Here is a 14,158-nt window from a genome sequence, read left to right as displayed (position 1 = left end):
AGGCTTGACGGGTGGACCCGAACCCCAGCCCCCTTCCTGATCCAGTGCCGTTGACGACGGGACGGATCGTCCTGGCCGCCACCCCGATCGGGAATACCGGTGATGCCTCTGCCCGGCTCGTGGAACTGCTGGGTACCGCCGACATCGTGGCGGCAGAGGACACCCGGCGCTTGCACCGCCTGGTCCAGAGCCTGGGCGTGGAAGTGTCCGGCCGGGTTATCAGCTACCACGAACACAATGAGGCGACCAGGACGGCAGAGCTCCTTGACCAGGTGCGGGCCGGCAGCACGCTGGTCATGGTGACCGACGCAGGCATGCCGGCCGTCTCGGACCCCGGCTTCCGGCTGGTGGAGGGCGCCATCGCGGCCGGGCTTCCGGTCACCGCCGTCCCCGGTCCGTCCGCGGTCCTTACGGCACTGGCGTTATCCGGCCTGCCTACGGACAGGTTCTGCTTTGAAGGGTTCCTCCCGCGTAAGGCCGGAGAGCGGGCATCGCGCCTGGCCGACCTCGCCGCGGAACGCCGCACCATGGTGTTCTTCGAAGCCCCGCACCGCCTCGAAGCGATGCTCCGGGCGCTGCGCGAGCGGTTCGGCCCGGACCGGCCCATCGCCGTGTGCCGGGAACTGACCAAGACGTACGAGGAAGTGATCCGCGGAACCACCGGTGATTTGCTCCAGTGGGCCGAAGACAACGAGGTCCGCGGCGAGATCGCTGTTGTCCTCGGCGGGGCTCCGGAACAGGCCGCGGGCAAGCCGGAGGACCATGTGGCCGCCGTCGACGAGCTGGTGGCCCAGGGTATCCGGTTGAAGGAAGCGGTTGCGGCCGTGGCCGAGGACGTCCGGGTCAGCAAGCGGGAGCTCTACTCGGCCGTTCTCGCAGCCCGGTAGCGGCCTCTCCCGGAACGCCTTCGAATCTGTGCAGATGCACAGCGTAGGGCTAATGTGGCAGTGCGCAACGGCGTAGACCGGGGGAGGGGCCCGCAGTAGTCTGGCTGTTAATCAGCCCAATGATCCCGGTCACTCCGGCCGCGGCGCAGGGCTGCCAGAAACCCTACTGACGAGGGAGTCATCGTGACTGTCACTGCACAGCCGGCCGTTACCGCCGAGCGCGAAACCCGGCTTTTGGCCTCCGTTCCCACCGGGCTGCTTATCAACGGTGAGTGGCGCGACGCCGCCTCAGGCAAGACGTTCGACGTCGAGGATCCCGCCACCGGCAAGGTACTGCTGAGCATTGCCGACGCCGGCGCGGACGATGCCGCCGCGGCCCTGGACGCTGCCGCTGCTGCCCAGGAATCCTGGGCCAAGGTGCCCCCGCGTGAGCGCGGTGAAATCCTCCGCCGCGCGTTCGAGCTGGTCACCGAACGGGCCGAGGACTTTGCGCTGCTGATGACCCTGGAAATGGGCAAGCCGCTGGCAGAAGCCCGCGGCGAAGTTACCTACGGAGCCGAGTTCCTGCGGTGGTTCTCCGAGGAAGCCGTCCGGGCCTTCGGCCGGTACTCGGTCTCCCCGGACGGCAAGTCCCGGCTGCTGGTGACCAAGAAGCCGGTGGGCCCCTGCCTGCTGATCACGCCGTGGAACTTCCCGCTGGCCATGGCCACGCGCAAGATCGCCCCGGCGGTTGCCGCAGGCTGCACCATGGTGCTGAAGTCCGCCAACCTGACGCCGCTGACGTCCCAGCTGTTCGCCGCCGTCATGCAGGAGGCCGGCCTGCCCGCCGGGGTCCTGAACCTCATCCCCACCTCCACTGCCGGAGAGACCACCGGGGCCCTGATCAAGGACTCCCGGCTGCGCAAGCTCTCCTTCACCGGTTCCACCGAGGTGGGCCGCCGCCTGCTCTCCGATGCCTCCGGAACCGTGCTGCGCACCTCCATGGAACTGGGTGGCAACGCCCCGTTCCTGGTTTTCGAGGACGCCGACATGGACGCCGCCGTCACCGGTGCGATGCTGGCCAAGCTGCGCAACATGGGTGAGGCCTGCACCGCAGCCAACCGGTTCATCGTGCACGAATCCGTGGCCGCCGAATTCGCGGAGAAGTTCGCGGCCAAGATGAAGGACATGACCACCGCCCGCGGCACCGAACCCGAGTCCAAGGTGGGCCCGCTGATCGATGCCAAGAGCCGGGACAAGGTCCACGAACTGGTCTCCGACGCCGTCGCCTCCGGCGCGAAGGCGGTCCTGGGCGGCGCACCGGTGGAGGGCCCGGGCTACTTCTACCAGCCCACCATCCTGTCCGGCGTCTCCGAAGGCACCCGCATCCTCTCGGAGGAGATCTTCGGGCCCGTCGCCCCGATCATCACCTTCTCCACCGAGGACGAAGCCGTGCGGCTGGCCAACAACACCGAATACGGACTGGTGGCGTACGTCTTCACCAAGGACCTCAACCGCGGCCTCCGGATGGGTGAGCGGCTCGAGACCGGCATGCTCGGCCTGAACGCCGGCGTGATCTCCAACGCCGCCGCGCCGTTCGGCGGCGTCAAGCAGTCCGGCCTGGGACGCGAAGGCGGACTCGAAGGCATCGAGGAATACCTCTACACCCAGTACATCGGCATCGCCGACCCCTACGCGGGATAGCTTCGGCGGTTCCAATTCCGCACGTGCCGGCCGGGATCCTTCCCGGCCGGCACTTTTGCGTTCAGCCCCTGCCCGTCCCGCGCCCGCCGTCGTCCGCCGCAGCTTCCGGACGCCCCGCCACCGGGGCTCCGGACGTTGCGGCGGGACGGCTCTTTCGGAAATGGGCAGCCGTCTGGGCGGCTTTCCGGATGCCGCTGCCGGCTGCCCGGAACGGCAGGCCCAGCAGCAGGCCCAAGCGGCGGATGACGGACGGCGGAAGCCACTCCGCCCGCAGGCGGCGCGGCAGGGTGGCGTTCTGCCGGAGCGAGGCCGCGAGTGCGGTGACCCCGGCCCGCATGTCCTGGCCGGCAGGCTGACCCGGCCGGCTGGTTGCCGGGGAGCTGTTGTCCGGCCGGCCATACCTATGCTGCTCGAAGGCGGACGTCAGAAGCGCCACGGCCTGGTGCGCTTCCTGGTCCAGGCCGCCGGGTTCACCGAGCAGCGCTTGCCGGAACCTGGCGGAATACGCCCTTGGAGTCTCGCTGGGTGCGGCTCGAACGCCGTAATCGATGCCAAGGTCCGTCAGTTCGTTCCACGCCAACGGGACGGCCTGGTTCGGGGACCTCGGGTTCAACCGGCGCGTCCTGGTCCCGGAACGGACCAGGTGCGGTGCGGCCGCCAGGAGCAAGGCGCCCAGCACCGATGCCGTGCCAAGGAGCCACGGCATCACACCGGCCGAATCGCCGTCGCCGCCGCCCGTCCCGCCGGGGACCGGCAAGGCCGACGCGCTTGGGGAGGCGGAGGGCGCCGGGGCAGCGTCAGGGACGAGGCCGTCATTGTTGCCCAGGGTATCCGGGACGGCGGGCACCGGCGCGTCGGTGGCGTAGTCCGGGACCACGCCCCGCGACGGCGTAGGTTCGAACGGCACCCAGCCCAGGCCCTGGAAGTACAGCTCGGGCCACGCGTGGGCGTCACGGGCGTCCGCTTCGTATTCCGGGAGCGCACCCTGCCCGGCCACGGTTATGGTCGCCCCGGTCAACCGGCCCGGGGCATATCCCACGGCAATCCTGCTGGGGATTCCTTCCAGCCGCGCCATCACGGCCATGGCGGAGGCGTAGTGGATGCAGTATCCGCTCTTTTGCTGCAGGAAATCCGCCAGGACAGAGAGCCCGTTCCCGTCATAGCCGCCCTGGACCGGGGACTGGAGGGAATAGGTGAACTCGGACGAGCGCAGGTATCTCTGGAGGGCCATCGCTTTCTGGTACGGCGTCCCTGCAGTGCCGGCCACCGTCTTGGCGGTGGCCTTGACGATGTCCGGGACATTTCCCGGAATCCGGCTGAAATCGTCAGGGATTCCCCGGACGGGGCCGGACGCCTGGGCGAGGAGCGCGGCCGAAAGCTTTGGCTCGGTCGACGTCACGACGTACTCCTGGCGCCGGGTGGTGGTGTCGGTGCCCTTGATGCTGAGCGTGGCGGGGTCCCAGGTCCACTCGCCGCCGAGGCCCCGGATGGTTTCGGGCGCATATGGGACCGGCAGGTAGGGGCTGGTGAAGGAACCGGTGTCGACGGCGGTGACCAGGCGCACCTGCTCGTCCGCGAGGACTGCGTAACCGGGATCGATCCGCCCGTCCAGCGGGACCCGGGACGCGGTGCGGTCATCCGGACCCCACGAGTCGCCGTCGAAATTGTCCACGGTGACAGAACGCAGGTAGAGCGGCGTGGGGGAATTCGTGGCATAGGTGATCCGACCGCTCCCGTCCGGTGCGCGCAGGCTGCTGCCCAGCGTGATCATCGGGTTCAGAACGGTGGCGCCGCCCCACGGGTTGAGCCTGGACCCCTGCGGGAACGTGCCTTGGTCGAAACCGGGAATCGCCAGGGGCAGCAGCAGGGTGGCCACCATGGCCGCGGCTCCGGTCAGGGCTGCCCGCCTTGCCAGGCCGGGGCTGCGGGGCGCGCCGGACTGGAGCTGTCCGTCCGGGGCAAACCGCTGGCTGCAGGCCAGGATCAGCAGGTACCCGGCCGCCGTGGCAGCGAAGCTCCACACGCCCACGCTCTGGGGCTTGATCATGGCGGGAACCACCAGCAGCGCCAGCAGGCCAACCCCTGAGGCGGCGGGCATGCGGAGGGGCACGGCCAGGGCGTCGACCAGGATGACGGCGAGGCCCAGCACCGCACAGACCACCATCACGATTCCGGCGTTGGGAGCCACCGGCGCTGTCTCCGACAGGACGGTTTCGCTGGCCCGCCGCATCAACCGGTCAAGGTCGGGGAGCGTGGCGCCGGTCGGAATAACCCACAGGAAACTTGAGCCGCGGAAGAACGTCAGCGTGAGGACGGCAGCCAGTGAGATGAATCCGCCTGCCGTGACCAGGAGGGGCTGGGCTCGGACCGAACGCAGGGCCGCCAGGGCCACGCTGACCGTCAGCACGGTGGTCAGGACGGGCCAGAACCAGTTCCAGCCCCGAAGGACGCCGTTTAGAGACAAGGCCGCTCCGCAGACAGCCACCGAAATCGCCAACGCCATGGCCCACGGATAAGCGCCGGCCTGCGGACGCCGGGCCGGCGGTTCGGGCTGGTTGCGGGCTTCATTCCCGATGCCTGAAGGCCGGGCTGGTGCCATTGTCATGTGGCTACTCCTGCTCCACGGCGGACCTCGGACGCAGGGGCCACGGGCACGGCAGGGTCTTCGTCGAACTGTCCCCAGGCCGCCGCCAGAGCGGTACGCGGCGTCACGGCGGCAGCGCGCCAGCCGTTCTGCTGCAGCACGTCCAACACGCCGTGGAAGTCAGCCGGCTTGTCCACGGCCAGGAGGGCGAATGCGTTGGTTCCGTAGGCTGCGGCCGGCGCCAACGCCGTCGCCTCCTCGGCACTGATCCTTCCCAGCACGGCGATCAACGGTCCGCGCATCCTGTGTGCGCCCAGTTTGTCCATCAGGTGGTCGTCAAAGGCCGGTGGCTCCTGGTCCGCGCCCGGGGGCTGCCCTCCGCCGGCGGCCCGGCGCCGGCTGCTCCGGCCCTGGGCGTCCCGGGCCGCAGTGTCCCGCCGAGTGTGGGATGGCCCGGACAGATGGACCGCGGCGAGGCTCTCGGCTATGGACTGCAGCCCGGAGGTGCCACTGAACTCGTCGGCCCCAGGTTCCGGGGACGACGGTGAATGCAGGAAAGCCGGGTTGCCGCCGGCATCGAGGATCCGGAGGCTGTAGTTGCGTTCAGCCAAGTGGGCGCTGACGGACATGGCGGCGACGACCGACCATTCAAATGTCTCGCTGGTGGCCAGTCCGTGCCCGTGTCGCCCCGGCAGCCCTGGCATCGTCATCCCGGAGGGGCCGCCGAAGGCAGCGGAACGGTGATCCAGGATGATGGTGGCTTCCGGCGTGGTGACGGATTCCTCCTGGCGGACCATGAGCTCGCCGTGCCTCGCCGTGGCGGCCCAGTGGACCCGGCGCATGGGATCCCCGTGCCGGTATTCGCGGGTCATGACGTCGTCGTCGCTCGGATTTGCGCGGGTGCGCGTGGCGGTGACGCCGTCGTTGCCCCGCGCTCCGTCCAGCGCCGTGGCAGGCAGCACGACGGCGGCCGGCGTCACGGTGAGGATGTCGCCGTCGTCGATGGCCTGGCGGTGCAGCGACAGTCCGAACGGGTCGGTGAACTCCGCCGTGACCGGCCCGATCCGGAACAAGCCGCGGTAGCCGGACGTCAAGTGGTATTCGTAGCGGCTGGTGCCGCCAGTTGCGGAACGGGAAGGAAACCGGAAAGCCGGCGCCTGGCCGAAGTGCGGGGGCAGGCGCTCCTCCATGATCACCTGGCCGGTTCCCGGGCCCGTCCTGCCCACCGCCAATTGGACGATGGTTGGCGCGGATGTTTCCACGGGTGAGGGATTGAACTCGCGGTACACCCGGAATTTCGGTTTCACCAGCCGGATTCCTGCCAGGGACACCAGCGGCAGCACCAACAGCAGCAGCGCCAGCGTTAACAGGTCCCGGCGCCCCATGACCTGCGCGGCGGCCAGTGCGAACGCCCCGGCGGCAAGCATGCCCCAGCCACGCCTGGTGAACAGGTGCCGGGGAAGCTTGTCCAGGAACGCCATGGTCCGCCCCTAGCGGTTCCTGCCGCCGGCCGCCGCCGCGGGCCGCGTCGCCTGGCCCGGGGGCGCCTGCGGAACGGGCAGGCGCGAGAGGATTCCCTGCAGGACGCTGTGCGGGTTTTCGCCAGCGCCGGCAGCCTTGCGCTCGACGATGATCCGGTGCGCCAGCACGGCCTCGGCGACGCCTGCGACATCGTCCGGCAGGACAAAATCCCTTCCGTCCAACGCAGCCGTGGCTTTGGCCGCACGCAGCAGCTGGAGCATGGAACGGGGGCTCGCCCCCAAGCGGAGCAGCGGACTTTCCCGGGTGGCGCGGCCCAGTGACACCGTGTATTCCTTCACGGCTTCGGACACGAAGACCTGCTGGACGGTGGTGGTCATCGCCGCCACGTCAGATGCCGTCACCACCGGGCTGACGGCGGCCAGCGGCGATACCGCCTGGTGGGTCTCAAGCATTTCGATCTCGGCTTCCTTGTCCGGATAGCCCATGGAGATCCTGGCCATGAAGCGGTCCCGCTGGGCCTCGGGCAGGGGGTACGTCCCTTCCATCTCGATGGGATTCTGGGTGGCCACCACCATGAAGGGTTCATCGAGCCTGTACGTGTTGCCGTCCACCGTCACCTGGTGCTCCTCCATGCATTCCAGCAGGGCGGACTGGGTCTTGGCGGAGGCGCGGTTGATTTCATCGCCGATCACGATGTTCGCGAACACGGCGCCGGGCCGGAATTCAAAGAGCCGGGAGGCCTGGTTGTAAATGGACACCCCGGTGACGTCCGAGGGCAGCAGGTCGGGGGTGAACTGGATGCGGTTGACGGTGCAGTCGATGGTCCGGGCGAGCGTCTTGGCGAGGAGGGTTTTTCCGACGCCGGGCACGTCCTCCAGCAGCAGGTGGCCCTGTGCGAGCAGGACAGTCAGCGCCAGCTTGGCGGCATCCGATTTGCCGTCGATCACCGTGTTGACGGTGGTAAGGATGCGTTGGGCCGCTTCATGGAACGACTCCGGGTCCATGGCGGCGGCCCGGTGCCCGTTCAGCCGGCTGACGGCATCCGCGACGCCGGCCAGGTTAAGGTTCGGTGCGCTCCCATTGTTGGCAGTGCGTCGGTGGGGTTCCATCGGCAACCTTTCAGCCCGGGTTTCACCTGGACGGGACAGCAAGCCTGCCTTCGCCCGTCGGTGGGCGTGCGCGTGTGTTCGTTCCAGACTACTAACACAACTGCCGTGCCTGACAGAGAGTTCCGGCAAATATGCCACCGCTTTCGGCGGATAGGCTGGGTGGATGTGCAATCCGCTGACTCCCGCCGCCTATCGGGCACCTGACACAGGCCCCTTGGACCCGGAAGCTCCGCCCCGCAAGCAGTATCCGCCCGCGCCTGAACCGTTGCCTGTACCCGTGATGGACAACCACACCCACCTGGACTTTCCTGATGGAACGGCGCCGGTGGGAATCAAGGCCGCGCTTGATGCCGCAGCGGCCGTGGGGGTCCAGGGAGCGGTCCAGGTGGGCTGCGACCTGGCGTCGTCGCGGTTCACGGTGGAAGCCGTGGACCGGGACCACCGTCTCCTGGGCGCCGTGGCCCTCCATCCCAATGATGCTCCGCACTACGCCGCCAGGGGCGAACTTGAGGCGGCCCTGGCCGAGATCGAACGCCTCGCGGCGCACCCGCGGATCCGCGCGATCGGAGAGACAGGGCTGGACTTCTACCGCACGGAAGGCGAAGGACTGCGCCACCAGGAGCATTCGTTCCGGCGCCACATCGACATTGCCAAGCGCCTGGACCTCACCCTCCAGATCCACGACCGGGACGCCCACGACGATGTGGTGCGGGTGCTGCGGGAGGAAGGTGCCCCGGAGAGGGTGGTGTTCCACTGCTTCTCCGGCGACGAGGAGCTTGCCAGGACCTGCAACGAACAGGGCTGGTGGATGTCCTTCGCCGGGACTCTGACTTTCAAGAACGCCGCGAATCTTCGTGCCGCGCTCGCCGTCGCTGACCGCCAACTCATCATGGTGGAAACGGATGCGCCGTTCTTGACGCCGCATCCGCACCGTGGGCGGCCAAATGCCAGCTACATGGTCCCGTACACGGTCCGGGCCATGGCAGAATTGACAGGCTCCGACCTCGCCGGGCTGTGTAACTCCATCAGTGAAAATACCGTGCGGGCATACGGATCCTGGAGCTGAAATCGCACCCCGTCCCGTGATCTTGGACAATACCTGGTATGCAAAAATGTTGGTCGCTTTATAACGCTACGGTTACAGTGGACAACTATTAGCCGGGGTCGGGGAAGGCCAACGGGTAATTTCGCTCCAATCGCAGCCGCTCCGGGCACATCAGTTCCCGGCCACGCCGCTGCGCGGAGTGTGGCGGTGCATCGATGCCCGGACGGTCTATTTGAGGTTGCTCCGGGCATTCCCTTGCGCGATTCCCCGTGCCCGGATGGACCTAGAGTTACGGGCAATCGTGATCAAGTTCTTCACAACGGACGGCAAGTTCAGCTATATCAAGGTTGGCGCCCAACTTCTGGTGCTCTGCGGCCTCGTCGCAGGCCTCGTGGCTTTCGTGGGCAATAACAAAACAATCACGCTCAACGTGGACGGCAAAGCCTCGTCCGTGCAGTCCTTTGGTGGAACAGTGGCGCAGGTAGTCAAGAGTGCCAACCTCGACCTGAAGCCCGGCGACCGCGTATCGCCGTCCTTGGATTCATCCGTGCAAAACGGCACCGTCATCAACGTGAACCAGGCCAAAGAGGTCAAGGTCAGCCTTGACGGGGCCGAAAAGACCGTCAACACCACCGCCCAGGACGTGGAAGGCCTCGTCAGCGAGCTCGGCGTCGCCAGCGCCTCGGCCGTATCGGTGCCCAAGGATGCCACCCTCGCACTGGCCGGTTCCTATGTCTCCATCTCCACCCCCAAAACCGTCAGCATCGTGGCCGATGGCAAGGTGAACACCGCCACCACCACCGCCGCGACCGTGGGCAAGGTCCTTGAGGATTCCGGTGTCACCCTCGGCGCCAACGACCGCTCCTCCCAGCCGGCCAATGCCAACGTGGTTAACAACATGGTCATCAAGGTCTCCCGGGTGGACACCAGCAAGACCGCCGTTACCAGCGAAGACGTGCCCTTCGAGACCGTCACCGCCGAAAGCGCCGACATGCTCAAGGGTGACAAGCAGGTGACCCAGGCCGGGTCGGCCGGAAAGATTGAGCGCACCTTCAAGCTGGTGCTCGTTGACGGCCGGGAAGCGTCCCGCACCCTCGTGTCCGAGAACGTCGCGGTGCAGCCGGTTACCGAAAAGGTCACCGTGGGCACCAAGGCCAAGCCCGCCGTCGAGGCGGCGCCCGCGGCCGCAGCCGCCAACACCGGTGCAGCAGCGCCTGCCATGATGAACGAAGCCATGTGGGACAAGATCGCCCAGTGTGAGTCCAGCGGAAACTGGAGCATCAACAGCGGCAACGGCTACTACGGCGGCCTCCAGTTCGACATCCGCACCTGGATCGGAGCCGGCGGCGGCGCGTATGCCCCGAACGCCAGCCTGGCCACCAAGGCGCAGCAGATCGACATCGCCAACCGCGTCTACGCCCAGCGCGGGCTCTCACCGTGGGGTTGCGGCTGGGCAGCCAGCAGCTGATTCAGCGGACGAGCACGACGCCTGCAGCGTGGCCGGGCCCGGATATCCGGGCCCGGCCACTGCCGTTAAGCCGACAGGGCGGAGCTGCCACGCGGGATAGGATACCTAGGTGACTGAACCCATCCCTGCCGTGCCCGCACCATTGTTCGGCGCCTCCGACATCCGCCGGCTGGCAGAGGAAATCGGGATCAGGCCGACCAAAACCCTGGGCCAGAACTTCGTTATCGACGGCAACACCATCCGGCGGATCGTCACCGCTGCCGGAGTGGGGCCCGATGAAACCGTCCTCGAGGTCGGCCCGGGCCTTGGCTCCCTGACCCTGGGCCTGCTCGACGCGGCGGCGGCCGTTGTCGCCGTCGAAATCGACCCCGTCCTGGCTGCGAAGCTTCCCGAAACCGTCAAGGAATGGCGCCCGGCCGCCGCCAACGCGTTCCACCTGGTACACGCCGACGCCATGAAGGTCACCGAACTGCCGGTCGAACCCACCGCGCTGGTGGCCAACCTGCCCTACAACGTGGCGGTTCCGGTGGTACTGCACCTGCTGCAGCACTTCCCAAGCCTGCGGCACGGACTCGTGATGGTGCAGGACGAAGTAGCGGACCGGCTGGCCGCGGGCCCGGGGTCCAAAACTTACGGCGTGCCGTCCGTCAAAGCCGCGTGGTACAGCCAGATGCGCAAGGCAGGCGTCATCGGCATGAACGTTTTCTGGCCCGCCCCCAAAATCCACTCCGGCCTGGTGGCCTTCACCCGCCGCGAGCCGCCGGCCACCACTGCCACCCGTGAGCAAGTGTTTGCCGTGGTGGACGCCGCGTTCGCGCAACGCCGCAAGACGCTGCGGGCCGCCCTCGCCGGCTGGGCAGGCGGAGCCCCGGAAGCGGAGCGCTGCCTCGTTGCTGCCGGCGTGGACCCCACTGCCCGTGGCGAGGTCATCGACATCCAGGCTTTCGCCAGGATCGCCGAAGCCAAGGAATCACGGCCGTGAACGCTCCGGCAGGCCGCTTCGCGGCCAGGACGGTCCGGGTCAAAGCACCCGGCAAGGTCAACGTATCCCTGGCGGTGGGCCCGCTCCGCCCGGACGGCTACCACTCCGTCGCCAGTGTCTACCTCGCGGTATCGCTCTACGAGGAAGTTGCCGCCACCAGCACAGCAACGCCGGGAATCACGCTCAGCCTCAGCGCGGAAAGCACCCTGGACCTCGACGCCGTCGACATTCCCCTGGACAGCAACAACCTGGCCTACAAGGCAGCCGCCATCATGGCTGACGTGTCCGAGCACGCCACCGGCGTGCACCTGGAGATCACCAAACGCGTCCCGGTCGCCGGCGGCATGGGCGGCGGGTCAGCCGACGCTGCTGCCACGCTCCTGGCCTGCGACGCCCTTTGGAACAGCGGATTGTCGCGCGAAGAGTTGGCCCACCTTGCCGCGGAACTGGGCGCGGACGTGCCCTTTTCGCTGCTCGGCGGCACCGCCGTGGGCCTTGGCTTGGGCGACAAACTTTCCCCGGCCCTGGCCAAGGCACAAACCCACTGGGTACTGGTGGCGGCAGACTACGGCCTGTCCACCCCGGAGGTGTACCGCACCCTGGACCGGCTGCGGGACGCCGAAGGCATCACCGCGGACGAGCCAACCGGCGTCGACCCGCACATTTTGGCGGCCCTGCGCAGCGGCGACGCCGAATCCCTGGGCCGTGTCCTGGTCAACGACCTGCAGCGTGCTTCCATCTCCTTGGCCCCTGCATTGCGCGATACGCTGGGTATCGGCGAATCCCACGGCGCGATCGCCGGGATCGTTTCCGGTTCCGGCCCCACCGTGGCCTTGCTCGCCGACGATCCCGTGGCGGCCGAAGCACTGGCCGAGGACCTGCGGCACCAGGGCCTGGCGGCCCTTCATGTGCACGGCCCCGTCCCCGGCGCGCGCATCATCTCCGACACGCATCTCTAGACCCCTTTTAGTTCGGCAGCAGAAAGCAGTTCCTTTTGGCACACCTTCTTGGCGGCGAGAACCTCACAGTCTCCTACGCGACCCGCACCGTCCTGGACGGCATCACCCTGGGCCTTGAGGAAGGCGACCGGATCGGCATGGTGGGCCGGAACGGCGACGGCAAGTCCACCCTGATGCGCCTGCTGGCCCTGCGTTCCACGCCCGACTCCGGCCGCGTCACCAAGCGCGGCGACGTCAACGTGGGGTACCTGGACCAAAGCGACGTGCTCGACGGCGACCTGACCGTCGGCGCCGCGATCGTGGGCGACCAAGCGGATTACGAGTGGGCGCGCAACCCCCAAATCCGGGAGATCATGGGCGGGCTGGTGTCCGACGTCGACTGGCATGCCAACGTGCACGCCCTTTCCGGCGGCCAGAAGCGGCGGGTGGCCCTGGCAAAGCTCCTCATCGAGGACCACGACGTCATCATGCTCGACGAACCCACCAACCACCTCGACGTCGAAGGAGTTGCCTGGCTTGCCCGGCACCTGAAGACCCGCTGGCGGGCCAACCAGGGCGCCTTCCTGGTGGTCACCCACGACCGCTGGTTCCTCGACGAAGTCTGCAACAAGACCTGGGAAGTGCACGACGGCATCGTGGACCCCTTCGAAGGTGGATACGCGGCGTACGTCCTGGCCCGTGCCGAGCGTGACCGGATGGCCTCCGTGGTCGAAGGCAAGCGCCAGCAGCTGGTCAAGAAGGAACTGGCCTGGCTTCGCCGCGGCGCCCCGGCCCGGACCTCGAAGCCCAAGTTCCGGATCGAGGCCGCAAACGCCCTGATCGCCGATGTCCCCGAGCCCCGCGACTCCATGGCGTTGAACAAAATGGCCACCGCCCGCCAGGGCAAGGACGTCCTGGACCTGGAAAACATCTCCCTGAACTTCCGGGGCGGCGACGACGACCGCAAGCTTTTCGACAACATCACCCTCCGGCTGGCCCCGGGAGAGCGGCTTGGGTTGGTGGGTGTCAACGGCGCCGGCAAGACCACCCTGCTGAAGCTGCTCAACGGGGAGATCACGCCCGACGCCGGGAAGCTGAAGCGGGGGAAAACCGTGGTCACCGCGGTTCTCACGCAGGAGGTCGAGGAGCTCGACGACGTCGCCGACCTGCGCGTCATCGAGGTGATCGAGCGGGAAAAGCGTTCCTTCAACGTGGGCGGCAAGGAATTCACCGCCGGCCAGCTGGTGGAGCAGCTCGGGTTCACCAACCAGAAGCAGTGGACCCCGGTCAAGGACCTCTCCGGCGGCGAACGGCGGCGGCTGCAGTTGCTGAGGCTGCTGGTGGGGGAGCCCAACGTCCTGATGCTCGACGAGCCCACCAACGACCTTGATACCGACACCCTTGCCGCCGTGGAGGATGTCCTGGACGGCTGGCCCGGCACCCTGGTGGTGGTCAGCCACGACCGCTACCTGCTCGAACGCGTCACCGACCACCAGATGGCCCTCCTGGGCGACGGCAAGCTCCGCGGCCTGCCCGGCGGCGTGGACCAGTACCTTGAGCTGCGCGAGGCCGCCCTCGCCGGCTCCACGGTGTCCGGCGGCGGCAACCCCGTCACCAGTGCGGGCCAGGGCACCGCGGCCCCAGCCACCGGGACAGGCCCCTCCGAGGCGGATAAGCGGGAGGCCCGCAAGGCCCTCAACCGGATCGAGCGGCAAATCAAGAAGCTGGATCAAGAGGAAAAGAAGCTTCACGACCTGATGCTGAAGACCACCGAGGCCGGCGATTTCGACAAGCTCGCCGACCAGAACAAGCAGCTCAAGAACCTCACGGACGAAAAAGACGCCCTGGAAATGGAATGGCTGGAGTCCTCAGAACTCCTGGGGGACTGACAAAGGCGACGCGGGCAAGAGCGGAGCTGGGGGCCTTCGTGTAGTCGCGCATCGCGGCGCATCGTGGCGTGGAGGTCGCCCAGCGACCGGA

General features: G+C 67.8%; 10 protein-coding genes. 7 read left to right on the top strand and 3 right to left on the bottom strand.

The window, feature by feature from the left end; translation table 11 throughout:
• Window positions 1–11 precede the first annotated feature (11 nt).
• Together rsmI and ACX5I6_RS18655 are read left to right on the top strand one after the other, a co-directional pair.
• Window positions 12–887: a 16S rRNA (cytidine(1402)-2'-O)-methyltransferase gene (rsmI, locus tag ACX5I6_RS18660; protein WP_461841436.1), complete on the top strand. Its 876-nt coding sequence runs from the start codon at window positions 12–14 to the stop codon at window positions 885–887.
• 183 nt (window positions 888–1,070) lie between these two features.
• Window positions 1,071–2,570, top strand: a complete 1,500-nt coding sequence (locus ACX5I6_RS18655) for an NAD-dependent succinate-semialdehyde dehydrogenase (protein WP_461841435.1) — start codon at window positions 1,071–1,073, stop codon at window positions 2,568–2,570.
• 61 nt (window positions 2,571–2,631) lie between these two features.
• On the opposite strand, the gene ACX5I6_RS18650 is transcribed toward ACX5I6_RS18655, so the two are convergent.
• The 3 genes from ACX5I6_RS18650 to ACX5I6_RS18640 are packed head-to-tail and all read right to left on the bottom strand — an operon-like array spanning window position 2,632 to window position 7,745.
• Complete coding sequence (locus tag ACX5I6_RS18650; protein ID WP_461841434.1) at window positions 2,632–5,175, bottom strand: transglutaminase TgpA family protein; 2,544 nt, start codon at window positions 5,173–5,175, stop codon at window positions 2,632–2,634.
• The gene (locus ACX5I6_RS18645; RefSeq protein ID WP_461841433.1) at window positions 5,172–6,635 is read right to left on the bottom strand and encodes a DUF58 domain-containing protein; all 1,464 of its coding nucleotides are present in this window, start codon (window positions 6,633–6,635) and stop codon (window positions 5,172–5,174) included. The genes ACX5I6_RS18650 and ACX5I6_RS18645 overlap by 4 nt, the downstream gene beginning before the upstream one ends.
• Window positions 6,636–6,644: 9 nt before the next feature.
• Entirely contained in the window at window positions 6,645–7,745 is a 1,101-nt protein-coding gene (locus ACX5I6_RS18640) for an AAA family ATPase (protein WP_461841432.1), read from the bottom strand.
• Between the two features lie 163 nt (window positions 7,746–7,908).
• On the opposite strand from ACX5I6_RS18640, the gene ACX5I6_RS18635 reads away from it, so the two are divergent.
• The 5 genes from ACX5I6_RS18635 (at window position 7,909) to ACX5I6_RS18615 (ending at window position 14,067) form a co-directional block, all read left to right on the top strand.
• The gene (locus tag ACX5I6_RS18635) at window positions 7,909–8,811 is read left to right on the top strand and encodes a TatD family hydrolase (protein ID WP_461841431.1); all 903 of its coding nucleotides are present in this window, start codon (window positions 7,909–7,911) and stop codon (window positions 8,809–8,811) included.
• A 280-nt stretch (window positions 8,812–9,091) separates the two neighbouring features.
• Window positions 9,092–10,258 carry a transglycosylase family protein gene (locus tag ACX5I6_RS18630; protein ID WP_461841430.1) on the top strand — a complete coding sequence of 389 codons (1,167 nt, stop codon included), beginning with the start codon at window positions 9,092–9,094 and terminating at the stop codon, window positions 10,256–10,258.
• Between the two features lie 109 nt (window positions 10,259–10,367).
• Window positions 10,368–11,240 (top strand): 16S rRNA (adenine(1518)-N(6)/adenine(1519)-N(6))-dimethyltransferase RsmA, encoded by an 873-nt coding sequence (rsmA, locus tag ACX5I6_RS18625; RefSeq protein ID WP_461841429.1) that lies wholly within the window; start codon window positions 10,368–10,370, stop codon window positions 11,238–11,240.
• Window positions 11,237–12,199: a 4-(cytidine 5'-diphospho)-2-C-methyl-D-erythritol kinase gene (locus ACX5I6_RS18620; protein ID WP_461841428.1), complete on the top strand. Its 963-nt coding sequence runs from the start codon at window positions 11,237–11,239 to the stop codon at window positions 12,197–12,199. Before rsmA ends, ACX5I6_RS18620 begins: the two co-directional genes overlap by 4 nt.
• A gap of 35 nt (window positions 12,200–12,234) precedes the next feature.
• Window positions 12,235–14,067: an ABC-F family ATP-binding cassette domain-containing protein gene (locus ACX5I6_RS18615; protein WP_461841427.1), complete on the top strand. Its 1,833-nt coding sequence runs from the start codon at window positions 12,235–12,237 to the stop codon at window positions 14,065–14,067.
• The last annotated feature ends 91 nt before the right edge of the window (window positions 14,068–14,158 follow it).

This window comes from Arthrobacter sp. MMS24-T111 (assembly GCF_054888995.1).
This window is presented reverse-complemented; position numbering and strand designations above follow the sequence as displayed.

Bases quoted from the DNA above. Each gene is read 5' to 3' on its own strand.
- ACX5I6_RS18650 (WP_461841434.1), bottom strand. From the start codon at position 5,175: ATGACAATGGCACCAGCCCGGCCTTCAGGCATCGGGAATGAAGCCCGC.
- ACX5I6_RS18640 (WP_461841432.1), bottom strand. From the start codon at position 7,745: ATGGAACCCCACCGACGCACTGCCAACAATGGGAGCGCACCGAACCTT.
- ACX5I6_RS18635 (WP_461841431.1), top strand. From the start codon at position 7,909: ATGTGCAATCCGCTGACTCCCGCCGCCTATCGGGCACCTGACACAGGC.
- ACX5I6_RS18645 (WP_461841433.1), bottom strand. From the start codon at position 6,635: ATGGCGTTCCTGGACAAGCTTCCCCGGCACCTGTTCACCAGGCGTGGC.